The organism is Streptomyces scopuliridis (assembly GCF_042790125.1).
GTDB classification, from domain to species: Bacteria; Actinomycetota; Actinomycetes; order Streptomycetales; family Streptomycetaceae; genus Streptomyces; species Streptomyces scopuliridis_A.
Map to the genome: position 1 here is coordinate 227,338 of NZ_JBHTZS010000003.1, position 26,827 is coordinate 254,164.

Consider the following 26,827-nt stretch of genomic DNA (forward strand, 5'->3'; position numbering starts at 1 on the left):
GAGTGCTCAGTGGCCGAGCGTCGTACGCAGCGACGGCTGGAGCAGATCCGCGTGCGCGCGCACCATGTCGTCGCACAGGTCCCAGATGCGTTCGACGGGCAGGGCCGCCGCGGTGGCCGGGTCGGCCATGGCCGCCTGCCGGATGGAGCGCGGATCGTCCTCCAGGGCGGCCCGGACGACCAGTTCGTTCATGCTCAGATAGCCCCGGTTGAGCGCGGCGCACTGGGCGGGCAGTGAGCCGACCCGGGTGGGCTGCACACCCAGCGCGTCCACCAGACACGGCACTTCGACGGTGCCGGCCGACGGAAGATTGTCGATCAGCCCGTGGTTCGGGACATTGCCGTAGACGGTGCGGGGTGTGCCGGTGGTGATGCTGTGGATGATCTGCGGGGCGTACTCCATGGTGCCCTCGACGGTCAGCGGGGCTCCGCAGGCCAGCGCGTCACGGGTGCGCTCGTACTCGGCGATGTTCTCGTCGACGATGCCGAGATAGGCGCCGACGGGCAGGCGCAGCCGCTCGATCTCGCTGTCGTGGTGCAGATACCAGGGGACGTATTCGGAGGAGTGCTCGCTGGTCTCGGTCGGGTAGTAGCCGAGGCGCCGGTACATGTCGACGCGGACCCGGCGCCGCAGCTCCGGGTTCTCCGCGACGAGGGCGTCCAGCCGCGGGTAGAGGTCGCTTCCCCGGTGCTCAAGACGGAGCACCCACGCCTGGTGGTTGACGCCGGCGGCCCGGTAGGTGACCTCCTCGTGCGGGACGCCCAGGAGGTCCGAGAGGTCGCGGATGGTCCAGTACACCGAGTGGCACAGACCGACGACACGGGTCAGCCCGGTGGCCCGGGTGAGGTACTGGACGTTCATCGCCATGGGGTTGGTGTAGTTGAGCAGCCAGGCGTCCGGGCAGACCTCGGCGATGTCCTCGCCGAGCGACTTGAGCAGCGGGAAGGTGCGCAGTGCGCGGAAGATCCCGCCCACGCCGAGCGTGTCCGCGATGGTCTGGCGTACGCCGTAACCGGCGGGGATGTCGAAGTCGGTACGGGTCGACGCCCGCATGCCGACCTGGACGATGTTGATGACGAAGTCGGCGCCTTCGAGGGCCGCGCGCCGCTCGGCGTGGGCGGTGATACGGGGCGTGGTGCCGCTCGCCCCCGTCAGCCGGTCCGCGATGTGGCGGGCCGCGCCCTCGGCCGTGGCGAGCCGTTCCGCGTCGATGTCGTGCAGCGCGATATGGGCGCCCTTGAGCTCCGGGAAGGCGAAGAGGTCCGCCAGCAGGCCCTGGGTGAATACGACGCTTCCCGCGCCGATGAACGCGATCTTCGGGGTGGTGAGGGTCATCAGAGGTTCTTTCCGTTACGGGCGAGGGCCGTTCGGGCCTCGTCCCAGGTGGGCTGGGCGGCGGTGCCGCCGTGCGCCCGGGTGGACAGAGCGCCGCAGGCGGCGGCGAACGCGAGCGCCTCGGCGGTGGACAGGCCGCGCAGGAACGCGGCGATGAAACCGGCGTCGAAACTGTCTCCCGCGCCGACGGTGTCCCGTGGCCGGGCGGGGATCGAGGGGGCGCGCAGCAGGGTGCGGCCGTCGTGGACGAGGGCGCCGTCGGCCCCGTTCTTGACCACCACCTGTGGTCCGAGGGCCGCGAGTGCGCCGGCCGCCGCCTCCAGGGAGCCCGTGGCGGCGGACGAGCCTGCCGCCTCCGGGGACGCGGCGGCGGACGCGAGAGCCAGCGCCTCCTGCGCGTTGGGCAGCAGGAAGCCGGTGACCGCGAGCGTCGCGTCGATACGGCCGGGCGCCCACTCGCCGGAGGGGTCGTCGTTGGTGTCGAGTGAGGTGGTGGCGCCGTGCGCCCGTGCCATGGCCAGCAGTTCGGGCAGCGCGTCGGCGAGTTTGGGCAGCAGGAAGTAGGAGGCGGCGTGCACATGCCGGCTGCTGGTGAGCAGCGCCTCGGGGACGTCGTCGGGCCCGGTGGCGGCGAGGGTGCCGGGAGAGGTGAGGATCGTACGGTCGCCGTCCCCGCGCGTCACGACCACCGTGAGCGGTGTCGGCAGAGCGGGATCGACGCGCAGCGCGTCGGTGTTGACGCCCCGGGCGGTCAGTGCCGTACGGACGAAACGCCCCGCGTCGTCGTCCCCGACGCGCCCGGCGAAGGCGACCTTCAGCCCGAGCCGGGCGGCTCCGCACGCCATGATCGCGGCGGAGCCGCCGAGTGTGAGCAGGCCGGTGTCGACGAGTTGTTCGCGCTGTCCGAAGGCGAGCGGCGCGTCGAGCGGTCCCAGAACGATGTCGGGGTTGGCGTCCCCGATGACAAGCAGGTCGAAGGTGTGCGGCATGCGGCTTCCCGTGATCGCGGCCCTGCCTGCGCAGGTGTGGTGTGAGTGATGGTGTGCGTGGTGGTGTGTGCGTGTGCGTGCGTGGTGTGTACGTGCGTGGTGTGTATGTGAGGGCGGGACCGGACTCAGCCCTTGAGACCGCTGGACGTGATGGACTGGATGAAGGACTTCTGTGCGAAGAGAAAGGCGAGCAGCACCGGAAGAACGGTGATCACATTGCCCGCCATGACCGCGGACCACTGGGTGTGGTGCTGCCCCTGGAAGGTCGTCAAGCCGAGCTGGAGTGTGTACTGGGTGTCGTGATTGATGGCGATCAACGGCCAGGTCAGGTCGTTCCAGGTGGTCAGGAAGGTCAGGACCGCCACGGTGCTCAGGGCCGGGCGCGACAGCGGCAGCACGATGAGGAACAGCACCCGCAGCCGTGAGCAGCCGTCGATCCAGGCCGCTTCCTCCAGCTCCCTGGGCAGGGAGAGGAAGAACTGTCGCAGGAGGAACACGGCGAACGGTGTGACGAGCGACGGGACGATCAACGCGCCCAGGGTGTCGATGAGTCCGAGATGCTTCATGACCAGGAACGTGGGGATCATCGTCAGCTGGAACGGGATCGCCATCGTGGCCAGCATCAGGCCCAGCAGGACACGGGAGCCGGCGAACCGCATCCGGGCGAACGCGTAGCCGCCGAGGGAGCCGAGCAGCAGGTTGGACGCCACCGCGACCACCGACACGATCAGCGAGTTGGCGAACCAGCGCGGGAACATCGCGTTGCCGAGCACATACCGGTAGCCGCCCAGATCGATCCCCGACGGCCAGAGGGCCGGCGGGAAGCGGTTGATCTCCGCGTTGCTCATCACGGAGCTGAGCAGCAGCCAGATCAGCGGGATCGCGAAGATCAGGGTGAGCGGGGCGAGCAGCAGATGCCAGGGGCTGAACGGCAGCCACCGACGGCCGCGCGGACGCCCGGCGGCCGGCCCGGCGGAAACGGAAGAAGAAGGAGAGGAGGGGGCGGAGGAAGCGGAAGCGGATGTGGCCGTCATCGTGCGGCTCCTTCGAGGCGGTGGTTCTCGCGCCGGCCGCGTACGGCCCGTGTGACCCGGGGGACCGCGCCGATCAGGAGCAGCGCGAGCGCCAGCGCGTAGGCGGCCGCCGCGCCGTAACCGGCGGTGAAGTTCTTGAACGCCTGCTCCCAGATGAAGTAGACGATCACCGTGGTGGAGCCGAGTGGTCCGCCCTTGGTCGTCACGTACACCAGGTCGAAGACCTGAAGCGCGTTGATGGTCTGCCACAGCAGGAGGAACACCATGACCGGTGTGAGCGCGGGGAGGATGACATGCCGCAGCAGGTGCCAACGCCCGGCGCCGTCCAGCCGCGCCGCCTCGATGAGCGACGGCGGCACATCCTGGAGCGCGGCGAGAGTGACCACCACGCAGAAGCCGGTGCCGCTCCACAACGAGATCGCCACCAGTACGAGCAGGGCCTGTCCCGGGTCGGTGAGGAAGCCCTGCGCCGAGATGCCGAGCTTGTGCAGGACGGAGTTGGCCGCCCCGAACTCCGGGTCGAGGATGAAGGAGAACAGCACCCCCTGCGCCGTCGCCGAGATGACGAACGGCACGAAGATCAGTGTGCGGTACACACCCACGAGCCGGATCCGCTGGTTCAGTACGAGGGCGAGCAGCAGCCCCAGGCCGATGCTCAGCGGTACGTACAGCGCCGTGTACAGCAGTGTGTTGCGCACCGCCTGGCCGAAGTGCGGATCCTGCGCCAGCGCGCGGTAGTTGCCGAGACCGACCCAGCGGCTGGGCGTGACCAGGTCGTCGGCCTGGAAGGACAGCAGCAGCGACCAGGCCACGGGGATGACGCTCAGCCCGAGAATGATCAGGACGGAGGGCGAGACGAACGCCCAGGCGGTCGCGGACTCGCCGCGCGCGCGGCGTCGTGGACCGCCCGGCCGTGGTCGCTTCCCACGGGCGCTCGACGCCGCGTCGCGGGTGCTGTCATGGGTGGTGCGGTCGTTGTGGCCGTTGTGTTCGGGGCCGTGGTCCGGAAGCGTGAGCGGAGTGGGCAGGCGCGACATCGTATTCCTCTCAACGCGGGATGAGCAGAGCGGCGTTGGCCTCGTCCGCGCACGCGCGCAGGGCCTTGACGGGGGTACTCCTGCCGAGGAGCACGGCGGCGATGGCCTGTCCGAGTGCTTGCGAGATCTGCGGATACGCCGGGTGTACGGGACGTACGCGCGCCGTGTCCAGCGCCTGGGTGAACACCGGCAGCCCCTCGGTCCCGGCCGCCTTCTCCCGCCAGGCGGGCAGGGCCTCCGTACTCCGGCTCAGCGGCAGGCTGCCGGCCATGATGTCCCAGCGCACATCCTGGGCGGGCCGCGACAGCCAGGTGACGAAGGTGAGAGCCGCCCGTACGCGCGCCGGACCGTTGTCGAACACGGTCCATGTGTCGGGTCCCGAAATGGTCATCGGCTTGCCGCTGTAGCTGGGCAGCGGCACCACGTGATAGTCGACCTTCGCCTGCTGGATGTCGGGCAGCTGCCACGGTCCGGTGGCGACCATGCCCATCCGGCCGGCGAGAAAGACCTGGTACATCTGCTCGCTGCCGGGCTTGGGGTCGATGTAGACGCTCTTGTCCTTCGCGAGCGCCGCCAGCGTCTCCAGGGCCTGTACGCCGGTGTCCGCGAACCCGATCCGCCGTCCGTCCTCGCTGACGACGTCGCCTCCCAGGTCCCACACCATCGGCCACAGCCGCCACACCGTGTCCTCGTCGCCCACACCGGGCCAGCCGGTGCCGAACGTGCCACGTGCTCCGTCGGTCAGCTTCCTGGCCGTCGCCACGAACTCGTCCCAGGTCCAGCCCGGTTCGGGAAGGGGCAGTCCCGCGTCGCGGAAGAGCTTCTTGTTGCAGACCACGGCGAGCGCGTCGAGCAGGGCGGGAGCCGCCCGTACCTGTCCGTTGAGCGTGACGGCATCGCGGGCGGGGGCCCAGAAGTCGTTCCAGGGGAGGGGGCCGGAACGGACCGTATCGGTCAGATCCACCACCGAAGGACTGCGTGCCACGCTGGCCAGGTCCGAGCCGAAGACATAGGCGACGTCGGGGAAGGAGCCGGACGCGAGCGCCGCGGTGATCTTCTGCAGCATCGCGTCGGACAGCACGCCTCCGCCGGGATCGACACGGATACCGGGATGGGTGCGGTTGAACTCCGTGACCAGTTTCTCGATCGCCTCGCGGCCGGTGTCGGTCTGTCCGTGCCAGAGCTCGACCGTGACCCGTCCGTCGGCTCCGACGCCGTCGCTCGTGCCCGCACCGCATCCGGGCAGGGCCGCCGTGGCGGCGGCGCCGAGCGCCAGACCGGTGCCCCGGCGCAGGACCGTACGGCGCGAGAGCCCGGCGGGAGTACCGGAAGTACCGGGAACGCGGTGTGCTGTGGCCATAGAAGCCCCCAGGGGAAAACGCGGCACGGGACGGTCACGCGGGGAGCGTCCCGGCACGGTGGGTGGTGTGTGCTGTGAGGTGGTGGCGAAGGGCGCGCCGCGTGGGGGGCGGGGAGCGGCGGCTCGGTGCACCCGACCGGAAACGGGGGTGGACCGAGCCGGTCAGAACCGCTCGACGGGCTGATCGGGCGGGCGGCTGATGAGGGGCATCGTGAGCTCCAGAAAATGGGGGGTACGTCCCCGCCTCGGACTCCGCGAACTCCGCGGGGGTCCTGGCGACTCAGTCCGGGCTGACGGTGTAGTGGACCGCGTACCGGCTGGGCGTACCTCTGGCGCCGGGTGCTCAACTCTGGCGTTGCATGGAGTAAAGCGAGCAAGTTTCGGCATGTCAACAGATCGAAGCTGCGCACTTTGCGCATATGGACAGCGGGTGCGAGGGTCACCGGACTTCCGGATATTCTCCGAGCTGCGCATACCCGCGCGGGTCTATGCTCATCTCATGCTGAAAACTGAGCGCCATGCGCGGATACTTGAGCATGTCTCCGCGCGAGGCGGCTCCGATGTCAGGGAACTCTCGCGGCTGCTGAACGTCTCGGGGGCCACGGTCCGGCGCGATCTGCAGCATCTGAGCCGGCTGAACCTGCTGCGCCGTACGCACGGCGGAGCGGTGGTCGGCAGCGTCGGGGCCGAGCTTCCGGTCCAGCACCGTACGGAGCGCTGCCGCCCCGAGAAGCAGGCCATCGCCCGGGCCGCGGCCGAGTTGGTGCCGCCGGGCGCGGTCGTCGGCCTGACCGGTGGCACGACCGTCACCGAGATCGCGCGTGTGCTCGCCGCGCGCGGACCCGTCACGATCGTGACCAACGCCGTCAACATCGCCGCCGAACTGGTGCCGCACAGGGATGTCACGCTCGTCGTCGTCGGCGGTAACGCCCGTACCGCGAGCTACGAACTCGTCGGCCCCATCGCCGAGAAGACACTGGCTGACCATCACACCGACATGACGTTCCTGGGGGTGGACGGGATCAGCGCGGCCCACGGCTGCACGACCCACGATCAGCTCGAAGCGGCGACGGACCGCGCCTTCGCCGACAACAGCGGCCGGACGGTCGTCGTGGCGGACCATTCGAAGATCGGGAAGGTCACCTTCGCGAAGATCTGCCCGCTGACGGACATCGACCACCTCGTCACCGACAGGGCGGCCCCGGCGGACCACCTGGCGCGCATCGCCGACCTGGGCGTAGCGGTGACGGCGGTCTGACCCGGCCCGGTGGCATGCGGCTGACCCGTGCGGTCACCACGAGGTTCCCCTGTCACCGGAAAGTGCGTTCTTCCACGTCAGGGCATACTCACCTACAGTTTCCGAGTAACCAGAAGAGACCGTCTCAGATGCCGCTGACACCCCGGCGCCTCTGCCGGGGCCGGCCGGGCGAGGAGCCACGTGTGACCATCCTGAGGACATACGCCCGCGCCCGCCATGCCGACGGGGCCGAGGCCGAGTACGTCGAGTGGACGCCGGAGCTGGTACGGCAGCACGTCCGTCGCTGAAGATCGCGCGTCCGTGCGCATCGCGTCACGCGGTGCGATTATGGGGGCATAGGGGATGGTGAGGCGGATGTCAGCGGCGCGCAGGCAGTCGAGCCCGAGCCCCGGTGCTCCGCCGCCCGCGCGTTCGGAGGTTCCTTTGGACGCACCCAATGACGCGACCGCGGTGGTGGACGCGGCGGGCAAGGTCGTCGCCTGGACCCGGGGTGCTGAGGAGGTCCTCGGCTACCCACCAGGGGAGGTGGTGGGCGGGTCCGCCGCGCTGCTGCTGGCCGACCCGGGCGACCGGGTGCGCGCGGTGGCCGTCGCCGAGCACTGTCGCGCGGGGGCCGGGTGGAGCGGGGTCGTTCCGCTCCGGCACCGCGACGGCCGGCGCCTCGAAATGAACCTGCGCGTCTCCACCTCGTTCCGTATCGGTGGCGATGAGTGCTTTCTGATCTCGGCATGGGCGATCAGGACCCAATGGGCGATGGGCCAGTCCGTACTGGACGGGTTCCTGACCCGGTCCCCCGTCGGCATGGCGGTCATGGACATGGACCTGCGCTACACCTGGCTCAACGACACCCTGGAGCGTTTCGGCGGTGTGCCCCGTGAGCAGCGCCTGGGCCGCCGTCTGAGCGAGCTGCTCCCGGGCCTCCAGGCCGACATCCTCGAAGACCTGATGCGCAAGGTGCTGCAGAGCGGGGTACCGGTCACCGACTACGAGTACCTCGGCTGGAGCTGGGCGGATCCGCATCGCCAGCACGCCTACTCCACCTCGTTCTTTCCGCTGGTCGACGCCGCCGGAGCCGTCACGGGCGTGTGCTACATGGTGCTCGATGTGACCGACCGATGGAACGCCCGCGAGCTGCTGGCCATGGTCAATGACGCGGGAGCCATGGTCGGCAGCACCCTCGACGTGACACGGACGGCCCAGGAGCTCAGCGATTTCGCCGTGCCGCGCTTCGCCGACTTCGTCACCGTCGATCTGCTGGAACCGATCCTCAGCGACGAGGGTCAGGGGACCTGGCTGACCGACGCGGGACCGGCCGTCACACAGGTGACGCTGCGCCGGGCGGCCATGAGCTCCGTACGGGAAGGGTGCCCGGAGGCCGTCGCCAGGATCGGTGAACGAGTGGAGACCATCCCCCCGCCGCACGGCCCCGACCTCCTGGTCAACGGTGAGCCGGTCCTGATACAGCTTCTCGAACCCACCAGCCGCCAGTGGGTGACGGGGCAGCCCGCCAGGGCCGCCTCCATCCGCGAGTACGGACTGCACTCGCTCATCTCCGTGCCGATGCGGGCGCGGGACACCATACTGGGCATCACCACGTTCTTTCGCTCGCAGAACCCCGTCTCCTTCAAGCCGGACGATGTCCTGCTGGCCCGGGAAGTCGTCGCGCGCGCGGCGGTGTGTGTGGACAACGCGCGCCGCTTCACCCGTGAACACAACGCGACCGTGACGCTTCAGCGCAGCCTGCTGCCGCACAGCCTGGCCGGCGGTGCCGCCGTGGACGTGGCCTCGGTCTATCTGCCGGCGGGCGCGGGGGACGGTGTGGGCGGGGACTGGTTCGATGTGATCCCCCTGTCCGGCTCCCGTGTGGGACTGGTCGTCGGCGATGTGGTCGGGCACGGCATCAGCGCCGCCGCGACCATGGGGCGGCTGCGTACGGCGGTGCAGACGCTCGCCGACATGGACGTGCCCCCGGACGAACTGCTGGCCCACCTCGACGATCTGGTGCTCCGCCTCAGTGAGGAGGAGCCGCCCAACGAGGCGGCCGACCCGTTCCGTACGACCGTGGTCGGTGCCACCTGTCTCTACGCCGTCTACGACCCGGTCACCCGGCGTTGCACGCTGGCCAGGGCCGGGCACCCGCCGCCCGTCGTCGTCACTCCGGAGGGGGACGTCAGCTTTCTGGAGCTGCCCGCCGGACCGCCGCTGGGGCTGGGCGGGCTGCCCTTCGAGTCCTCCGAGGTCGAGCTCGCCGAGGGCAGCCTGCTCGGTCTCTACACCAACGGACTCATCGAGGCCGCCGACCGGGACATCGACCTCGGCATGTCCCGCCTCGGACACGCCCTGGCCCAGCCCGGCCTGTCCCTCACGGCGCTGTGCGCCGCCGCCGTGGAGCGGCTGACCGCCGTGGCGCAACCCGACGACGTGGCGCTGCTGCTGGCGCGTACCCGTGCCCTGAGCGCCGAGCATGTCGTCTCCTGGCACGTCGCCTCCGAACCCGCCGCCGTCGCCGGCATCCGCAATCTGGCCACCCGCCAACTGGAGGAATGGGGCCTGGACGAGCTGGTCATGACGACCGAACTGATCGTCAGCGAGCTGGTCACCAACGCGGTCCGGTACGGCTCGGGGCCGATCCGGGTCCGGCTGCTGCGCCAGTCCCGGCTGATCGTCGAGGTCGCCGACGCCAACAGCACCTCTCCCCGGCTGCGGCACGCCAGGACCACCGACGAAGGCGGCCGGGGGCTCTTCCTCGTCGCCCAGCTCGCCCACCGCTGGGGCACCCGGCACACACCCGACGGCAAGATCATCTGGGCGGAACAGGAGCTGATGTGACCCCGCCTCCGCGCTGGGGTCAGTTCGAGGCCGCCCACGCGTAGCGGTGCTCCGGGCGGCCGGTGTCGCCGTACTTCAGGGTCAGGCTGATATGCCCGGCGCGCTCCAGGTACTTGAGATAGCGCTGGGCCGTGGAGCGGCTGACGCCGGTGCGTTCCGCGACCTCGTGGGCGGAGAGCGGTTGCCCGGCCTCGCCCAGGGTGCGGCGGATGAGGGCGACGGTCGCCACGGAGTGTCCCTTGGGGAGTTCGGAGCTCGGGGCGTCCGCGATCTTGAAGGCGCTGAAGATACGGTCCACCTGCTCCTGGCCGGCCTCGCCGCGGCCACCGACACCGTCGAGCGTGCGGCGCATGGCGGCGTAGCCGTCGAGTCGCGCCCGCAGCCCGGCGAAGCTGAAGGGCTTGACCAGATACTGGAGCGCGCCGTACCGCATCGCGGCCTGGACCGTGGCCACGTCACGGGCGGCCGTCACCATGATCACATCGGCGTGGTGGCCGAGTTGCCGCATACGGCGCACCAGCGTCAGGCCCGTCTCGTCCGGCAGATAGTGGTCGAGCAGAACGAGATCGACATGGCGGCGCTCCAGGGTGGCCAGGGCCTGAGCGGCGGTATGGGCACGGCCGATGACCCGGAAGCCGCGCACCTGCGCCACATACGCGGCGTTGATCTCGGCGATATGGAAGTCGTCGTCCACCACGAGGACATCGATCATCGTGACTCTCCTGCCGATGTGAGCTGACGCGCGGGACCGTCCCCGGCGAGGTCGTCCGGGGCGAGCGCCTCGGGCAGTACGACGGTGAAGACCGCGCCGCCGCCCGCGCGCGCGGTCACCCGGGCCATGCCGCCGTACCGCTCGGAGAGCCGGCGTACGAGAGCGAGCCCGATGCCCCTGCGCCGGCGGAACGCGACCGGCGCGGGATCGGACGGGTCGGCCGGCGGCGGGGGAGGGGCGGGCCGTTTCGTGGACCAGCCCTCCGCGAAGATCCGCTCGCGCATCTCGGGCGGCACTCCGGGACCGGTGTCGGAGACCCGGATCACCGCCGTGGTCTTCTCGGCACGCAACTCGACCTCTACGAAGGGCTCCACGAAGGACTCCACCAAGGGCTCCGCGGAGGTCTCCGTGGACGGCGCCGCGGAGGGCTCGGCGGGGGGTTCCGTCAGCCGCCGTCCGGCAGCGGCGTCCAGCGCGTTGTCGATGAGATTGCCGAGTACGGTCACCAGATCGCGCGGATCGACCACCCGGTGCGGCAGCAGTGTGGCGGGCGAGATACGCAGCGACACCCCGCGCTCGGCGGCGATCGCCGTCTTGCCCACGAGCAGCGCCGAGACCAGCGGATCACCTACCCGCTCGGCGATCTGTTCCGCGGACGCCCGGTGCGCGCTGGCGACCCCGGCGACGAACTCCACCGCCCGTTCGTGGCGGCCGAGTTCGAGCAGTCCGAGCACGGTGTGCAGCCGGTTGGCATGCTCGTGGTCCTGTGCCCGCAGCGCGTCGAGCAGCCCTTGGGTGCTGTCCAGCTCACGCCCGAGCAGCTCCAGTTCGGTACGGTCGCGCAGCGTCACCACGGCGCCGCCGTCCCGCGTCGGCATCCGGTTGGCGACCAGGACCCGGCTGCCGCTGACGGCCAGCAGATCCGTCCCGTCCACCCGTCCCGCCAGCACATCGGTCGTACGGCCCGGCGCGAGCACCTCGTCCAGGGCGCGGCCGGTGGCGTCCGCGTCGAGCCCGAGCAGCCGTACCGCCTCGTCGTTGGCGAGCCGGATCCTGCCGTCCCGGTCGAAGGCGACCACGCCCTCCCGTACCCCGTGCAGCATCGCCTCCCGCTCGTCCAGCAGCGCCGAGATATCGGCGAAGGCGACACCGTGTGTGATCCGGCGCAGCCGGCGGGCGACCGCGACGGCGGCCAGCGCGCCCGCGCCCAGCGCCGCGCCCGCGCAGAGCAGCAGCCCGGGGATGGTGTCGATCAGCCGCTGGCGCACACTGTCGTACGCGATACCGACCGACACCGCGCCGATGATCCGCCCGTCGCTGTCGTACAGCGGCACCTTGGCGCGGGCCGAGCGGCCCAGGGTGCCCTTGTCGATCTGCCGGATCTCCCGGCCGGAGAGCGCGGCGCTGGGGTCGGTGGAGACATGCCTGCCGATCTCGCCGGAGGTGGTGTGCGACCAGCGCACGCCATGGGTGTCCATCACCACGACATACAGCGCGCGCGTGGCCCGGCGGACCCGTTCCGCCTCGGTCTGCACCGGCCCGGTGGGGCTCGGGGAGGTGCTGGTCAGCCCCCGGGCGATATCCGGATCGGCCGCGGTGGTCTGGGCGATGGCGAGGGCCCGGAGTGTGGCCGCGTCGTCCAGCTCGGATCCGAGCGGGGCGAGAAAGAGCCCGGTGGCGAGCACCATCACCCCCGTGGTGATGACGAGCTGCACCACCAGAACCTGGGCAGCGACGCGTCTGGGCCAGCGCAACCGCATCTCGTCCCCCTCCCTCTCCGGCGCTCTCCGGGCCGGCCGGCCCGGTCCGGAACAGGCAGGTCCGGATTTAACTTCGTTGTGCACGCAACGTAGGCCCACAACGCGCGGCTGCCCACCCCCGTGCTCCGTTTTTGTGGTTCCGGCGTGAGCAGAACGAGCAAAACGCGGAATGCGCGCAGAAAGACAGGTTGCGCCCACAAGACTGCCGCCGCGGCCGGGGACGCTCCTAGCCTCCCGGGCCATGAGCAGCCACACGAGCCCCGCCATCGAACTGCGGGGAACGAGCAAGGCATTCCGGACCCCGTCGGGGTCGCTGCACACCGCCGTCAGGGATCTGGACCTGACGGTCGAGCGCGGCGAGTTCGTCGCGGTGGTCGGCCCCACGGGATGCGGAAAGTCGACGACGCTGACCCTCGTCAGCGGGTTGGAGGAGCCCACCGAGGGCGAGGTACTGGTGGCCGGTGAGCCGGTGCGCGGCATCGGCGACAAGATCGGATTCGTCTTCCAGCAGGACGCGGTCTTCCCCTGGCGCACCGTGCTGTCCAATGTGATGGCGGGCCCCCGCTTCCGCGGCGTGCCCAAGGGCGAGGCCAGGGAGCGGGCCCGTGAGTGGCTGGCCCGGGTCGGGCTCGCCTCCTTCGAGGACCGCTATCCGCATCAGCTCTCCGGCGGCCAGCGCAAGCGCGTCGCCCTCGCGGCGACCTTCGTCAACGATCCCGAACTCCTGCTCATGGACGAGCCGTTCTCGGCTCTCGATGTGCAGACCCGGGCGCTGATGTCGGACGAGCTGCTGGAGCTGTGGGAAGGCACGGGCGCCTCGGTCGTCTTCGTCACCCATGACCTGGAGGAGTCGATCGCCCTCGCCGACAAGGTCGTGGTGATGACGGCGGGACCCGCCACCGTCAAGGAGGTCTTCGCCATCGACCTGCCGCGTCCCCGCAAGGTCGAGTCCGTACGGCTCGAACCGCGCTTCATCGAGATCTACCGGGAGATCTGGTCCTCCCTCGGCGAAGAGGTACGGATCACCCGCGAGCGAGGAGCCACCGATGCCGCCTGAGACCGTCACCGTCCCGTCCGCCACCGCCAAGGCCGCCGTCGGCAGGGCAAGCGGCGGTGGGGAGCGTACGCAGGCCAGGGCGCGAGCCGCCCGCAACCACAAGATCATCGTCTACACCAGCCGGGTGCTGCTTCTCATCGCGCTCATCGGGATGTGGGAGTGGCTGGCCAGGACCGCCGTCATCGATCCCTTCAACTTCTCGATGCCGTCCAGGATCTGGGACCAGATGCGCCAGTGGGCGGTGCACGGCACTCCGCAGGGCTCCCTGTGGGAGCAGATCTGGTACACGCTCTACGAAGCGCTCCTCGGCTGGGTCATCGGGGTGATCGGCGGTGTGGTGCTCGGTATCGCGCTCGGCCGGATCCGCTTCCTCGCCGAGGTGCTCGGCCCGTACATCAAGGTCCTCAACGCGCTGCCCCGGATCGTCCTCGCCCCGATCTTCCTCATCTGGTTCGGTCTCGGTCCGGCCTCGAAGGTCGCCTCCGCGGTCGTGCTGGTCTTCTTCCCCGTCTTCTTCAACGCGTTCCAGGGCGCGCGGGAGGTCGACCGCAATCTGGTCTCCAACGCCCGGATCCTCGGGGCGAGCAACCGTCAGGTCACCCTCCAGGTCGTCATCCCCTCCGCCACCTCGTGGATCTTCACCAGCCTGCATGTCAGCTTCGGCTTCGCGCTGATCGGCGCGATCGTCGGCGAGTACATCGGCGCGACCAAGGGGCTCGGTCTGCTGGTCTCGGCCTCCCAGGGCACGTTCAACGCGGCCGGTGTGTATGCGGCGATGGTGATCCTCGCCGTGGTGGCACTGCTCGCCGAAGGGCTCCTGTCGTTCCTGGAGAAACGGCTCTTCCGCTGGAAGCCGGCCGAGCCGGGCACCGAACGCTGATTCCCCGGCCCGTCCGGCCACTGCCCCCGCCTGCCCGGCACCCCTCGGGCCGCCCAGTACCCCTCGGTCCACCCAGCAGTCCCAGCAGTCCCACCTTCCCCAGCACCTCTTCACAAGGACGTGAACCATGCGCAGACATCTCAGGATCTCGGCCGCCGCGCTCGCCGCGACCCTCGCCCTCGGCACCCTCACCGCCTGTGGCGGCGGCGACTCCTCGGCCTCCGGCTCCGGCGGCAAGGTCAAGATCATGGTGGGCGGCCTGGACAAGGTCATCTATCTGCCCGCGATGCTCACCCAGAAGCTCGGCTACTTCAAGGACGAGGGCGTCGAGGTGGAGCTGCTGACCGAGCCGGCCGGCGTGCAGGCCACCACCTCGCTCGTCTCCGGCGATGTGCAGGGTGTCGTCGGCTTCTACGACCACACGCTCGATCTCCAGGTCAAGGGCAAGCAGGTGGAGTCCGTGGTGCAGTTCTCGCACGCCTCGGGCGAGGTCGAGGTCGTCTCCAACAAGGCGGCCGCCACCATCACCTCCCCGAAGGACTTCAAGGGCAAGAAGCTCGGGGTCACCGGCCTCGGCTCGTCCACCGACTTCCTCACCAAGTACCTCGCGGTCAACGACGGCGTGCAGACGGAGCAGTTCACCCCGGTCGCGGTGGGAGCGGGCCAGACCTTCATCTCGGCGCTTCAGCAGGGGTCGATCGACGGAGGCATGACGACCGACCCGACGGTCGCGCAGATCCTGGACAAGAAGCTCGGCAAGGTCCTCATCGACATGCGGACGCCCGAGGGCTCCAAGGCGGCGCTCGGCGGTCCGTACCCCTCCTCCAGCCTCTATATGAACACCGACTGGGTCAACAGCAACAAGGAGACGGTGCAGAAGCTGGCCAACGCGTTCGTGAAGACGCTGAAGTGGATGTCGACCCACTCCCCTGAGGAGATCGCGGCGAAGATGCCCGCCGACTACGCGCAGGGCGGCAAGGAGCTGTACGCGCAGGCGATCAAGAGCACCCTGCCGATGTTCACCACGGACGGTGTGATGCCCGCCGACGGCCCGGAGACCGTGGAGCGCGTCCTGAAGGCGTTCAACCCCAATCTCAAGAACGCCACGGTCGATCTGAGCAAGACCTACACCACGGAGTTCGCCGAGAAGGCGGCGGGCTGACCGGTGAGGTGACCGACCGGACCAGGTGTCCGGTGTCGTGCCGCTGCCCGCCCCCGTCCACCGGGAGGCGGGCAGCGGCATGCCGCGTCGTCGGCGACGCCTCTCTGTCACTTCCTCCAGTGCCGGACATTCCAGCTGTACTGGTCGCCGCCCACCCACCGGACCTTCTCCGGGTCGTCCAGATCGGCGCCCTTCAGGCCCAGCGCGAAGGCGTACTCGTACACATCCTCGATCGAGAACGCCTTGCCCGCCAGCTCGCCGTGGATCTCCACCAGCCGGAAGGGCCGTTCCCCGTCCTGCACCGGCAGGACCACCACCGGCGCGTATTCGAACCGCGGGCTCTCACTCTCTGTCATGAAATCGACCCCTGCCTCACAGCGTGCCTCGAAGATTCGCGCCTTCCCGCTCTGACAGGCTCCGGCGCCGCGGCGCACACGGCAACCCGGGGCCGGAACCCCGCCGTCAGACGAACGCCTCGTGCATATAGCACCAGCGCCAGTCCTCGCCGGGCTCCAGGGGCGCCACCAGCGGATGGCCGAGGGAGGCGGCGTGGGCGCGGGCGTGCCGTAGCGGGGAGGAGTCGCAGCAGCCGACATGGCCGCAGGTCAGGCAGAGCCGCAGCCGTTCCCAGGGCGCGCCGAGCCGCAGGCACTCCTCACAGCCGTCGGGGGTACGGGGGGTGACGGGCCGCACCATGGAGACATGCCAGTCGGCGTCCGTGGCCATGGCCCTCACCTCCCCCGTCACCGCCCTCGCTTTCCCGGCCACGGCCCTCACTCCTCCGGTGCGGACTCGGACGGGTCCCGGTACGTGACGACCAGTTCGCCGTTCTGGGCGTCCACCGTGATACGCGAACCGTCCGCCGCCTCCCCGCGCAGCAGCGCGCGTCCGATCAGCGTCTCGACCTCGTGCGAGATATAGCGCCGCAGCGGCCGGGCCCCGTACACCGGGTCGAAGCCCTGGTGGGCGATGAGTTCGCGGGCCGGCTCGGTGAGGTCCACCGTGATCCTGCGCTCCGCGAGACGCCGGCGCAGTTCATCGAACTGGAGGTCCACGATCCGCTCGATCTGGGTCAGGCCGAGCGGCTTGAAGAGCACGATGTCGTCCACGCGGTTGAGGAACTCCGGCCGGAAGTGCGCGCGGAGTTCGGCCATCACCTGCGCGCGGGCGTCGGGCTTGATCTCACCGTCCGCGCTCGCGTCCAGCAGATAGGGCGAGCCGATGTTGGAGGTCATGATGACGACGGTGTTGCGGAAGTCGACGGTCCGCCCCTGCGCGTCGGTGATCCGGCCGTCGTCCAGGATCTGGAGCAGGGTGTTGAAGACATCGGCGTGGGCCTTCTCGATCTCGTCGAACAGAACCACCGAGTACGGCTTGCGGCGGACGGCCTCGGTGAGCTGGCCGCCCTCCTCGTACCCCACGTATCCGGGCGGGGCGCCGACGAGCCGGCTGACCGTGTGCCGTTCCTGGTACTCGCTCATGTCGAGGCGGACCATGCTCTCCTCGGAGTCGAAGAGCGCCGCCGCGAGGGTCTTCGCCAGCTCCGTCTTGCCCACCCCGGTCGGGCCCAGGAAGATGAACGACCCGATCGGACGGCGCGGATCACGGATCCCGGACCGGGCCCGGATGATCGCGTCGGCCACCAGCCGTACGGCCTCGTCCTGCCCGATCACCCGCTCCTGAAGGATCTCGTCCAGCCGCAGCAGCTTCTCGCGCTCGGCCTCCTGGAGACGGCTCACCGGAATGCCGGTCCACGCGGCGACGATCTCGGCGATCTCGTCCTCGGTGACCACCTCGCGCAGCAGCCGGGTCTCGCCCTGTTTGGTGCGCAGCTGCTCCTCCTCGGCGGCGAGGCGGCGTTCCAGATCGGTGAGCGTCCCGTAGCGCAGTTCGGCGGCGCGGTTGAGGTCATAGGCCCGTTCGGCCTCGTCGGCCTCCTGACGGACCCGTTCCAGTTCCTGCCGCAGCTCCTGGACCTTACGGATGGCCTGGCGCTCGGACTCCCACTGGGCGTGCCGGGCGTCGGCCTCGGCCCGTACATCGGCCAGCTCCCCGCGCAGCTCCGCCAGCCTGGTCACACTGGCCGGGTCGGTCTCCTTGGCGAGCGCCGCCTCCTCGATCTCCAGCCGGGTCACCCGCCGCGTCAGCTCGTCCAGTTCGGCGGGCATCGAGTCGATCTCGGTACGCATCCGGGCGCAGGCCTCGTCCACCAGATCGATCGCCTTGTCGGGCAGGAAGCGGTCCGAGATATAGCGGTGGCTGAGCGTCGCCGCGGCGACCAGCGCCGTGTCCTGGATCCGCACACCGTGGAAGACCTCCAGGCGCTCGCGCAGTCCGCGCAGGATGGAGACGGTGTCCTCCACGCTCGGCTCGTCCACCATGACCTGCTGGAAGCGGCGCTCCAGCGCGGCGTCGGACTCGATGCGCTTGCGGTACTCGTCCAGGGTGGTGGCGCCGATCATGTGCAGCTCGCCGCGCGCGAGCATCGGCTTGAGCATGTTCCCGGCGTCCACCGCCCCTTCGGCGCCGCCGGCGCCGACCACCGTGTGCAGTTCGTCGAGGAAGAGCAGGATCCGTCCGCCGGCCGCCTTGACCTCGCCGAGGACCGCCTTGAGCCGTTCCTCGAACTCTCCGCGGTACTTGGCCCCGGCCACCAGCGAGGCGATGTCGAGCGCGAAGACGGTACGGTCGCGCAGCCCCTCGGGCACATCGCCCCGGACGATCCGCTGCGCGAGGCCCTCCACGATCGCGGTCTTGCCGACCCCCGGGTCACCGATCAGCACCGGGTTGTTCTTGGTCTTGCGGCTGAGGATCTGGGTCACCCGCCGTATCTCGGCGTCCCGGCCGATCACCGGGTCCAGCGTGCCGCTACGGGCCTCGGCGACCAGGTCGCGGCCGTACTTCTCCAGGGCCTCGTAGGCGGCCTCCGGGGTCGCGGAGGTGACGCGCTGATGGCCCCGGACGCGGGTGAGCGCGGAGAGGAACGCCTCCTTGGTGAGCCCGTGGTCCTTGAGCAGCCGCCCCGCGGCGGTGGCGGAGCCCTCGTCGGCCAGCGCCATCATCAGATGCTCGACGGAGACGTACTCGTCCTTGAGCCGTCCGGCCTCCTGCCCGGCGGTCTCCAGCAGCCGCGACAGCCGCTGGGTGACGAACACCTGGCCGGGCGCGGCTCCCGGGCCGGTCGACCTGGGCCTGCGGGACAGCTCGCCTTCCACGGCCGTGTGCAGCGCGGCCGGATCGACGCCGGCCTGGTCGAGCAGCCGGGGGATGAGCCCGTCCCGCTGGCCGAGCAGCGCCAGCAGCAGATGCTCCCCGTCGACTTCGGTGTGCCCGAGGCGCACGGCCGCGCTCTGGGCGTCCTGCAGGGCTTCCTGGGACTTCTGGGTGAGGCGGTTCATGTCCATGGCAGGTCGTCACTCCTCGCGCCGGTACGGCGCAGCGCGGCCTCCAGCAGACTGATCCGGTCCAGCAGGTCCAGTACCAGCCCGATGGAGGCGTAGTTGAGGGGGAGTCCGGCCCGCAGCCGCTGGATACGGGCCAGCGTGCGCGGGGCGGACGGGTCGAACCAGAGCCGGCCCGCGGGGTCCCGGGCGGCGTCCACCAGCCCCAGGGCCACCAGGCGCCGGACCATCTCGGGGTGCAGCCCGGAGCTACGGGCCACGCTCTCCAGACTGAGCCTGCGGACGGGCACCAGCTCATAGACCCGGACGGTCGCCGCGTCCGGCCGTCGTCGCCGTTGATCGGGCGTCATCCCGGCCTCCTCGGGTCGAATCCGGACGCGGCCGACAGCTCCTCGAACAGCGCGCGTTCACGGTCGGTGGGGTGCGGCGGGACCATCACCCGCACCTCGGCGTACAGATCACCGTCGGTGCCGCGTGGGTGGGGCATGCCCTCGCCGCGCAGCCGCAGCCGGCGCCCACTGGAGGAGCCGGGCGGGACGGTGACCTTGGCGGTGCCGCCCGGGGTGGCCAGCGGCACGGTCGCGCCGAGAGCCGCCTCCCAGGGCGTCACGGGCAGCCGGACGTGGATGTCGCGGCCGTCCAGCCGGTAGCGCTCGTGGGGCTTGATACGCACCCGTAGATACAGGTCACCGGCGGGCGCGTCACGGCTGCCCCGGCCGCCCTCGCCGGCCAGCCGGATCCGCTGCCCGTCCCGCACCCCCCGGGGAATGGTGACCTGGTAATCGCGCCGCCCCTCCGGTCCGGCGAGGCTGACCCCGCGCCGCCCGCCCCGGTACGCCTCCTCCACGGACAGCTCCACCTCGGCCTCCTGGTCGGCGCCCGGGACGGTCCTGCGAGGCCCGCCGCGCCCGCCGAACAGGCCGCCGAAGAGATCCTCGAAGTCCACGTCCTGGTAGGCGCCGCCCGGCCCCTGGGCGAAGCGCACGCCGCCGCCGGTGGAGGCCCGGCCCCCGCCGCCGGCGCCCGCGGCCACCCGCTCGTCGTAGTCCTCGGGGATCTGCCGGAAGTCCGGGCCGAACCGGTCGTAACGCGCCCGGGTGCCCGGGTCGGCCAGGACGTTGTACGCCTCGTTGACGTCCTTGAAGCGTTCCTCCGCCTTCGGGTCCTTGTTGACGTCCGGGTGGTGGCGACGGGCCAGCTTCCGGTAGGCCTGCTGGATCTCCTCCTGAGTCGCCGAGCGGGGGACGCCCAGCACCTGGTAGTAGTCCTGCGCCATGCGCCCTCACTCCCGTCGCCGGCTGACCGCCACGGCCATCGGGCGCAGCTGGCGGCCGTCATCCCCGTATCCGGGACGCAGGACCTCCACGACGGTCCCCGGCTCGGTGTCCGGATCGTCGACGACCCGGACCACCTCGTGCCTGTTCGGGTCGAACGGCACACCGCTCTCCTCCTGGCGCGGATAGCCGAGCCCGGCCAGTACCTCCACGGCCTGGTCGCGTACGGCCTCGACACCCTGAACGATCGAGTCGGGATCGGCGCCGGCGTGGGTCAGGGCCAGTTCGAGATGGTCGAGTACGGGAAGCCACGCGGCGGCGGTACGGGCGCGCTCGGCCTCCCGTACCCCCTCCAGCTCCCGGGCGTGGCGCTTGCGCAGATTGTCGAGATCGGCGAGCGCGCGCCGCCAGGCGTCCTGGGCCTCGGCCAAGTCCTTCTGGATGTCGTCCGGTTGACCGGCCTGATCGGCGGTCCCGGCCTCCTCGGGCGCAGCCGCGCTCTCCGCTTCGTCCGGCGGCGGTACCGGTTCCGGCTCTTCCGGCTCGGTGGCCATGGTGTGACCTCAGTTCCGGTCGAAGTCGGCGTCCACGACGTCGTCATCGCCTCCGGCGCCGCTCGCCGGGGGCGGGCCACCGGGCTCCGACGGTCCGGCGGGACCGGCCGGCCGGGCGGCCAGCGCCTGGTGGACCTGCTGGAGTTCGGAGGTCAGCGACCTGACCCGGTCCAGCGTTTCCTCGCCCTTGACGGCCTGCCGGGCGTCGGAGACCAGCAGTTGGGCGCGGGCCCGCTCGTGCTCGGGCGCGTTGTCGCCCAGCTCGCCCAGTCTGCGTTCCACCTGGTAGGCGATGGCGTCCAGCTCGTTGCGGGCGTCCACGGCCTGCCGCAGCGCCTGGTCCTCGCCGCGGTTGCGGTCCGCCTCGGCGATCATGCGCTCCACCTCGGACGGTTCGAGGTTGGAACCCTCGCTGAGGGTGATGCCCTGTTCCTTGCCGGTGTCCTTGTCGCGTGCGGTCACATGGAGGATGCCGTTCGCGTCGATGTCGAAGGTGACCTCGACCTGCGGTTCCCCGCGCGGCGCCGGGCGGATGTCGGTCAGCTGGAAGCGGCCCAGCACCCGGTTGTCGGCCGCGCGCTCGCGCTCGCCCTGGAGGACGACGACATCGACGGCGGGCTGGTTGTCCTCGGCCGTGGAGAAGGTCTCGGTGCGGCGGACCGGGATCGTGGTGTTCCGCTCCACGATCCTCGTCATCACGCCACCGCGTGTCTCCACACCCAGCGAGAGCGGGGTGACGTCCAGCAGCAGTACGTCCTTGACCTCGCCCTTGAGCACCCCGGCCTGCACGGCGGCGCCCAGCGCCACCACCTCGTCCGGGTTGACGCTCATATTGGGGTCCTTGCCGCCGGTCAGCCGCCGGACCAGCGCCTGCACGGCCGGGATCCGGGTCGAGCCGCCGACCAGGATGACCTCGTCGATATCGCTGTCGGTCACCTTCGCGTCGGACAGCGCCTGCTGGACGGGGCCCAGGCAGCGGTCCACCAGGTCGGCGGTGATCTGCTCGAAGGTGGAGCGCATGACGGATTCCGTCAGATGCTTGGGGCCGGTGGCGTCGGCGGTGATGAACGGCAGGCTGACCTGGGTCTGCGTCACCGAGCTCAGCTCGGTCTTGGCCTTCTCCGCCGCCTCGAAGAGCCGTTGCAGCGCCTGGGTGTCCTCGCGCAGATCGATCCCGTTCTCCCGCTGGAACGTGTCCGCGAGATGGTCGACCAGCCGGCGGTCGAAGTCGTCGCCGCCGAGGTGCGTGTCACCCGCGGTGGAACGTACCTCCACCACACCGTCACCGACGTCCAGGATGGACACGTCGAAGGTGCCGCCGCCGAGGTCGAAGACGAGCACCGTCTCGTGCTCCTTCTTGTCCATGCCGTACGCCAGGGCCGCCGCGGTCGGCTCGTTGATGATGCGCAGCACGTCCAGGCCCGCGATCCGTCCCGCGTCCTTGGTCGCCGTGCGCTGGGCGTCGTTGAAGTACGCCGGTACGGTGATGACGGCCTCCGTGACCCGCTCGCCCAGCGACTTCGAGGCGTCCTCGGCGAGCTTGCGTATCACGAGCGCGCTGATCTCCTCCGGCGCGTACAGCTTGCCGCGGATGTCGAACCGGGCCACGCCGTTCTCGCCCGGCACGACGTCGTACGTCACCGCCTTGATCTCGTCCGCGACCTCGTCGAAGTGCCGGCCGATGAACCGCTTGGCCGAGTAGATGGTGCCCTTGGGGTTGAGGATCGCCTGCCGGCGGGCCAGCTGGCCCACGAGCCGTTCGCCGGAGTCGGTGAAGCCGACGACGGAGGGGGTGGTGCGGGAGCCCTCGGCGTTGGGGAGGACCGTCGCTTCACCGCCCTCCCACACGGCGATCACCGAATTGGTGGTGCCCAGGTCGATGCCGACTGCCTTGGCCATGAGGTGCTCCCTTGCGTCCACTGCCTTCGTTCGCCGCCCTCGGGGTGCACAGCCCTCGGGACAGGGTTCGTCCTCTCCAGCCTGACGAGGGAGCCGTGCCGATTCCTGCTCCTGAGAGGTCGAAATCCAGGCGGTGACTGCACCTGCCGGTACAGGCGTGCCACCGGGCGGACCGGATGCGCGGCCCCGGTCGCTCGGTAAAGTTGTCCTGGGGGGCGACTCTCTTCGGGAAGGTGCCGGACCAGGGAGATGAGCACGGCCGCCGGAAGAACCGGAGCACCGGAACCCCCGGGCAGCCGGTCCTCCCGCCTCCACCGTCTGATGGCGCTGTCGGGCGCCCTGTCCGACGGCCGTGACGAGCGCGAGGTGCTGCGGCTGGCCGCCTCCTGGGTCACGCGGCTCGGCCCGTGGCGTACCGAGGCCGGATATCTGCCCGCCGACGGACGGCTGGTCCGCTGCCCACTGGACTCCCGCGCCCCCGCCGCCGCCATGAGCCGGGCGCTGGACAGCCAGGTCGACGGCCTCGCCGGCCAGGACGGCGCCGTCCGGCTGCCCGGCCGGGAGTGGTCATGGGCGTTCGCCCTCCAGGCACCCGTCGGGCGAGCCGGAAGCACTCCGGCCGGATATCTGGTCGTGAGCGCCGGGCGGCGGCCGGGCGACGACGACATCGCGCTGCTCGGCCTGCTGGCGCGGCAGACCGGCGCGGCCGTGGCGGGCGCCGCGGCCCGTCGCCGGGAGCGGGAGTACGCCGCCGAGCTGAGCCGGGCACGCCAGGACGGGGCCGCCGCCCGCGCGCGGCTCGCCGCCGTGGAGTCCGAACTGTCCTACCGGCGGTCGGTGCACGACGCGCTGAGCGGTGCCACGGCCACCGGGGACACCGAGGCGGGCATCGCGTGGACGGTCCACCGGCTGACCGGCTTCCCCGCCGTCGTGGAGGACCAGTTCGGCAATCTGCGGGCCTGGGCCGGCCCCGGCTGCCCCGACCCGTACCCGAAGCCCGACCCGGGACGCCAGGAGCAGCTGATCCTCGACGCGATCCGGGACCCGCGCCCGGTGTATGTGGGCCACCGGCTCACCGCCGTCGCCCGCCATCGCGGCGAGATCCTCGGCACCGTCTCCCTGGTCGATCCCGAGGGGGCGGCGGGGGAGCGGGAGGAGTTCGCGCTCGACCACGCGTGCGACGCGCTGGCCCTGGAGATGGCGCATCTGCGCAGCCTGGCCGAGATGGAGCTGCGGCTGCGCCGAGAGCTGGTCGACGATCTGATCACCGGTACGGACGACGAGAGCGCCTTCGCACGCGCCGCGGCCGTCGGCCACGATCTGCACGGCGCGCAGCATCTGGTCGCGGTGGGGTGGACGGGGCTGACCGCCGACGACGCGTTCGTCCAGGCGGTGGCCGGTGCGGCGGCCGGTCTGGGGCTCCGGTCGCTGGTGGCCAGGCGCTCGGGCCGGGCGGTCCTGGTGGTCCAGGGCCGTCCCAAGGGTGAGGAGCTGTATCTGGCGGTCTCCCAGGAACTGGGCTCGCGCGCGGGAGCGATCGGGATCGGCAGCCGCTGCGATTCCCCGGCCGAGATCCCGCGCTCCTACCAGGAGGCGCTGCGCGCACTGGAGGTACGGCAGCGCTCACGCGCCCCGCACGGCGCGACCTCGTTCGACGATCTGGGCCTGTACCGGATCATCGGTACGGGCGACGACTACCGGGAGATCGAGGGGTACGTGCGCGAGTGGCTCGGCCCGCTCCTCGACTACGACGCGGCCCACCGGGGCGATCTGGTCCGTACCCTCTCCCAGTATTTCGAGGCGGGCGGAAACTACGACGGCGCGGCCTCGGCCCTCGGCATCCACCGCAGCACGCTGCGCTACCGGCTCCAGCGCCTGCGCGAGATCGGCGGGCACGATCTGGGCGATGTCGAGACCCGCCTCAATCTGCATGTGGCGACCCGGGTCTGGAAGGTCCTGGGCGGCGAGGCCTGATCCGCTCACCGTTCCGCGCCGCTCCGGTTCCCGTCGGGCCCGCGCGGCTCGTGCCGCGAGGGCCGGCGGGGGCCACGGGAGGTAGTCCGTACGGAGGAGTCTTCCGCTCAGGACTGGGGCCGTCGGCCGTGGTTGGCGCCGTTCTTACGACGCGCCTTCTTCTTGCGGCGCCGCTTCGATGACATGACGTCTCCTCTCGTGAGTGCTGCTCGTTGCCGGATATACACCGTTCTACCGCGTTTCCATCCGGCGGCCAGGAACCGCTTACCCCACGCCCGCGATCCTCATGCGCCGTGCCGTTTGTACGGCATCCTCTGCTGGACGGTAGAACGTGCCCGGGACGCAGGTCTTCCTCCCCCGCGCCCGTGACGGTAAAGGACCGAGAAGCTGATGACTGACGACAACGCGGACCTGCTGGCGTTCGTGCGGGCGCGCCTCGCCGAGGAGGCCGGACGCGCGCTGGAGGCCGGCGAGGAGCGCTGGCGGTGTCCGCCCGAGATGCCGGGCGAGATCCACGACCGTACCGGCGGGATCGCGTTCACGGTGCGGACGCGCGGCTACGACGAGCACATCGCCCACCAGAACCCGGAGTACACCCTCCGGCGCATCGAGACGAGCCGGGTCCTCCTCGACGAGTACGAGGAGGTGTCCCACCTGGACACCGACCGTCCCGCCGACGACTTCCCGTCGGGCCGCGCCGTCGGGCTGGGGTTCGTCGTCCGGCAGATGGCGGCCGAGCACGCGAGCCACCCCGGCTACCGGGCGAAGTGGCTGCCCCGTTTCGTGCGGTAGCACATGTCGTGTGAGGGGCAGCACGATTGCCCCGAGATGTGCTCGGGCGACGCTTTCGGTGCCTATGGTGTGGATCATGAGTACACACTTTGATGTCGTGGTCCTCGGCGCGGGACCGGGCGGATACACCGCAGCGGTCCGCGCGACGCAACTCGGCCTGCGGACGGCAGTCGTCGAGGCGAAGTACTGGGGCGGTGTCTGTCTGAACGTGGGGTGCATCCCCTCGAAGGCGCTGTTGCGCAACGCCGAACTCGCGCACATCTTCACCCAGGAGGCGAAGACCTTCGGAATCCGGGTGGAGGGACGGGTCAGCTTCGACTACAGGGAGGCGTTCACGCGCAGCCGCAAGGTCGCCGACGGCCGGGTGGCCGGCGTGCACTATCTGATGAAGAAGAACGGCATCGCCGAGTACGACGGCCGCGGCATGTTCATCGATGACCGCACTCTCCAGGTCGCGCTGTCGGCGGGCGGTACGGAGACCCTGACGTTCGACCACTGCATCGTCGCGACGGGGACCACGACCCGGCTGCTGCCGGGGACCTCCCTGAGCGAGCGGGTCGTCACCTACGAGGAGCAGATCCTCTCCGACACGCTGCCCGAGAGCATCGTCATCGCCGGGGCGGGCGCCATCGGTGTCGAGTTCGCGTACGTGCTGCACAACTACGGGGTGAAGGTCACGGTCGTCGAATTCCTCGACCGGCTGGTGCCGTTGGAGGACGCCGAGATCTCCAAGGAGCTCGCCAAGCACTACCGGCGTCTGGGCATCGAGGTGCTGACCTCCACCCGGGTCGAGGCGATCGACGACAGCGATCCGTCGGCGAAGGTACGGGTCACCGTCTCGCGCGACGGGCAGCGGCAGGTGCTGGAGACCGACAAGGTCCTCCAGGCGATCGGCTTCGCGCCGCGTATCGCCGGCTACGGCCTGGAGAACACCGGCGTCCGGCTGACCGAGCGCGGAGCGATCGACGTGGACGGGCGCGGCCGTACCAGCGTGCCGCACATCTTTGCGATCGGGGATGTCACGGCGCGGCTGATGCTGGCCCACGCCGCGGAGTCGATGGGGGTGATCGCGGCCGAGACGATCGCCGGCGCGGAGACCATGGAGCTGGACTTCGTGATGATCCCGCGCGCCACCTACTGCCAGCCGCAGATCGCCAGTTTCGGCTGGACCGAGGAGCAGGCGCGCGAGCGGGGCCATGAGGTGAAGGTGGTGAAGTTCCCCTTCACGGCGAACGGCAAGGCGCACGGTCTGGGCGACCCGGTCGGTTTCGTGAAGCTGATCAGCGACAGCCGGTACGGCGAGCTGCTGGGCGCGCATCTGATCGGCCCCGAGGTCACCGAGCTGCTGCCGGAGCTGACGCTCGCCCAGCAGTGGGACCTGACGGTCCATGAGGTGGCACGTAATGTGCACGCCCATCCGACGCTGGGCGAGGCGGTCAAGGAGGCGGTCCACGGTCTGGCCGGACACATGATCAACTTCTGACGCGTTCCGTATCGCCAACAGCTCCCTCCCGGAGGGC

General features: G+C 70.5%; 23 protein-coding genes. 8 read left to right on the forward strand and 15 right to left on the reverse strand.

Going from position 1 to position 26,827, the window contains the following annotated elements; genetic code table 11:
* Positions 1–6 precede the first annotated feature (6 nt).
* The 5 genes from melA to ACFRKB_RS05640 form a co-directional block, all read right to left on the reverse strand.
* The gene (melA, locus tag ACFRKB_RS05620) at positions 7–1,335 is read right to left on the reverse strand and encodes an alpha-glucosidase/alpha-galactosidase (RefSeq protein ID WP_383103557.1); all 1,329 of its coding nucleotides are present in this window, start codon (positions 1,333–1,335) and stop codon (positions 7–9) included.
* Complete coding sequence (locus ACFRKB_RS05625) at positions 1,335–2,324, reverse strand: carbohydrate kinase family protein (protein ID WP_383103559.1); 990 nt, start codon at positions 2,322–2,324, stop codon at positions 1,335–1,337. The genes melA and ACFRKB_RS05625 overlap by 1 nt, the downstream gene beginning before the upstream one ends.
* A gap of 125 nt (positions 2,325–2,449) precedes the next feature.
* Positions 2,450–3,358: a carbohydrate ABC transporter permease gene (locus ACFRKB_RS05630; protein WP_383103561.1), complete on the reverse strand. Its 909-nt coding sequence runs from the start codon at positions 3,356–3,358 to the stop codon at positions 2,450–2,452.
* Complete coding sequence (locus ACFRKB_RS05635) at positions 3,355–4,395, reverse strand: carbohydrate ABC transporter permease (RefSeq protein ID WP_383103563.1); 1,041 nt, start codon at positions 4,393–4,395, stop codon at positions 3,355–3,357. The genes ACFRKB_RS05630 and ACFRKB_RS05635 overlap by 4 nt, the downstream gene beginning before the upstream one ends.
* 10 nt (positions 4,396–4,405) lie before the next feature.
* Complete coding sequence (locus ACFRKB_RS05640; RefSeq protein ID WP_383103565.1) at positions 4,406–5,755, reverse strand: ABC transporter substrate-binding protein; 1,350 nt, start codon at positions 5,753–5,755, stop codon at positions 4,406–4,408.
* Between the two features lie 499 nt (positions 5,756–6,254).
* On the opposite strand from ACFRKB_RS05640, the gene ACFRKB_RS05645 reads away from it, so the two are divergent.
* A complete protein-coding gene (locus ACFRKB_RS05645; RefSeq protein ID WP_383103566.1) occupies positions 6,255–7,013 on the forward strand; it encodes a DeoR/GlpR family DNA-binding transcription regulator in 759 nt (252 codons plus the stop codon).
* A 354-nt stretch (positions 7,014–7,367) separates the two neighbouring features.
* Positions 7,368–9,842 carry a SpoIIE family protein phosphatase gene (locus tag ACFRKB_RS05650; protein ID WP_383103568.1) on the forward strand — a complete coding sequence of 825 codons (2,475 nt, stop codon included), beginning with the start codon at positions 7,368–7,370 and terminating at the stop codon, positions 9,840–9,842.
* A gap of 19 nt (positions 9,843–9,861) precedes the next feature.
* Here ACFRKB_RS05650 and ACFRKB_RS05655 read toward each other — a convergent pair whose 3' ends face one another.
* Positions 9,862–10,554: a response regulator gene (locus ACFRKB_RS05655; protein WP_383103570.1), complete on the reverse strand. Its 693-nt coding sequence runs from the start codon at positions 10,552–10,554 to the stop codon at positions 9,862–9,864.
* Positions 10,551–12,314 carry a sensor histidine kinase gene (locus tag ACFRKB_RS05660; protein WP_383103571.1) on the reverse strand — a complete coding sequence of 588 codons (1,764 nt, stop codon included), beginning with the start codon at positions 12,312–12,314 and terminating at the stop codon, positions 10,551–10,553. The genes ACFRKB_RS05655 and ACFRKB_RS05660 overlap by 4 nt, the downstream gene beginning before the upstream one ends.
* A 241-nt stretch (positions 12,315–12,555) precedes the next feature.
* Here ACFRKB_RS05660 and ACFRKB_RS05665 point away from each other — a divergent pair, with 241 nt between their 5' ends.
* The 3 genes from ACFRKB_RS05665 (at position 12,556) to ACFRKB_RS05675 (ending at position 15,413) form a co-directional block, all read left to right on the forward strand.
* Positions 12,556–13,371: an ABC transporter ATP-binding protein gene (locus tag ACFRKB_RS05665; RefSeq protein WP_383103573.1), complete on the forward strand. Its 816-nt coding sequence runs from the start codon at positions 12,556–12,558 to the stop codon at positions 13,369–13,371.
* Positions 13,361–14,251 (forward strand): ABC transporter permease, encoded by an 891-nt coding sequence (locus ACFRKB_RS05670; RefSeq protein ID WP_383103575.1) that lies wholly within the window; start codon positions 13,361–13,363, stop codon positions 14,249–14,251. The genes ACFRKB_RS05665 and ACFRKB_RS05670 overlap by 11 nt, the downstream gene beginning before the upstream one ends.
* Before the next feature lie 127 nt (positions 14,252–14,378).
* Positions 14,379–15,413, forward strand: a complete 1,035-nt coding sequence (locus tag ACFRKB_RS05675) for an ABC transporter substrate-binding protein (protein WP_383103577.1) — start codon at positions 14,379–14,381, stop codon at positions 15,411–15,413.
* A gap of 107 nt (positions 15,414–15,520) precedes the next feature.
* Here ACFRKB_RS05675 and ACFRKB_RS05680 read toward each other — a convergent pair whose 3' ends face one another.
* The 7 genes from ACFRKB_RS05680 to dnaK form a co-directional block, all read right to left on the reverse strand.
* The gene (locus ACFRKB_RS05680; RefSeq protein ID WP_383103578.1) at positions 15,521–15,769 is read right to left on the reverse strand and encodes a hypothetical protein; all 249 of its coding nucleotides are present in this window, start codon (positions 15,767–15,769) and stop codon (positions 15,521–15,523) included.
* Between the two features lie 106 nt (positions 15,770–15,875).
* The gene (locus ACFRKB_RS05685) at positions 15,876–16,139 is read right to left on the reverse strand and encodes a UBP-type zinc finger domain-containing protein (protein ID WP_383103580.1); all 264 of its coding nucleotides are present in this window, start codon (positions 16,137–16,139) and stop codon (positions 15,876–15,878) included.
* Between the two features lie 47 nt (positions 16,140–16,186).
* On the reverse strand, positions 16,187–18,817 hold the full coding sequence (gene clpB / locus ACFRKB_RS05690) for an ATP-dependent chaperone ClpB (protein ID WP_383103581.1): 2,631 nt from the start codon (positions 18,815–18,817) through the stop codon (positions 16,187–16,189).
* Complete coding sequence (locus tag ACFRKB_RS05695) at positions 18,808–19,164, reverse strand: chaperone modulator CbpM (protein ID WP_383103582.1); 357 nt, start codon at positions 19,162–19,164, stop codon at positions 18,808–18,810. The genes clpB and ACFRKB_RS05695 overlap by 10 nt, the downstream gene beginning before the upstream one ends.
* The gene (locus tag ACFRKB_RS05700) at positions 19,161–20,090 is read right to left on the reverse strand and encodes a DnaJ C-terminal domain-containing protein (RefSeq protein WP_383103584.1); all 930 of its coding nucleotides are present in this window, start codon (positions 20,088–20,090) and stop codon (positions 19,161–19,163) included. Before ACFRKB_RS05700 ends, ACFRKB_RS05695 begins: the two co-directional genes overlap by 4 nt.
* Positions 20,091–20,096: 6 nt before the next feature.
* The gene (locus ACFRKB_RS05705) at positions 20,097–20,642 is read right to left on the reverse strand and encodes a nucleotide exchange factor GrpE (protein WP_383103585.1); all 546 of its coding nucleotides are present in this window, start codon (positions 20,640–20,642) and stop codon (positions 20,097–20,099) included.
* A gap of 9 nt (positions 20,643–20,651) precedes the next feature.
* Entirely contained in the window at positions 20,652–22,541 is a 1,890-nt protein-coding gene (dnaK, locus tag ACFRKB_RS05710) for a molecular chaperone DnaK (protein WP_383103586.1), read from the reverse strand.
* Between the two features lie 249 nt (positions 22,542–22,790).
* Between dnaK and ACFRKB_RS05715 the strand changes: the two genes are divergently transcribed.
* Positions 22,791–24,515: a PucR family transcriptional regulator gene (locus ACFRKB_RS05715; RefSeq protein ID WP_383103587.1), complete on the forward strand. Its 1,725-nt coding sequence runs from the start codon at positions 22,791–22,793 to the stop codon at positions 24,513–24,515.
* Between the two features lie 107 nt (positions 24,516–24,622).
* On the opposite strand, the gene ACFRKB_RS05720 is transcribed toward ACFRKB_RS05715, so the two are convergent.
* Complete coding sequence (locus ACFRKB_RS05720) at positions 24,623–24,700, reverse strand: 50S ribosomal protein bL37 (RefSeq protein WP_372486533.1); 78 nt, start codon at positions 24,698–24,700, stop codon at positions 24,623–24,625.
* A 205-nt stretch (positions 24,701–24,905) separates the two neighbouring features.
* Here ACFRKB_RS05720 and ACFRKB_RS05725 point away from each other — a divergent pair, with 205 nt between their 5' ends.
* Together ACFRKB_RS05725 and lpdA are read left to right on the forward strand one after the other, a co-directional pair.
* Positions 24,906–25,307, forward strand: a complete 402-nt coding sequence (locus ACFRKB_RS05725; protein WP_383103589.1) for a DUF6221 family protein — start codon at positions 24,906–24,908, stop codon at positions 25,305–25,307.
* Between the two features lie 76 nt (positions 25,308–25,383).
* The gene (gene lpdA, locus ACFRKB_RS05730; protein ID WP_383103590.1) at positions 25,384–26,790 is read left to right on the forward strand and encodes a dihydrolipoyl dehydrogenase; all 1,407 of its coding nucleotides are present in this window, start codon (positions 25,384–25,386) and stop codon (positions 26,788–26,790) included.
* Positions 26,791–26,827 lie beyond the last annotated feature (37 nt).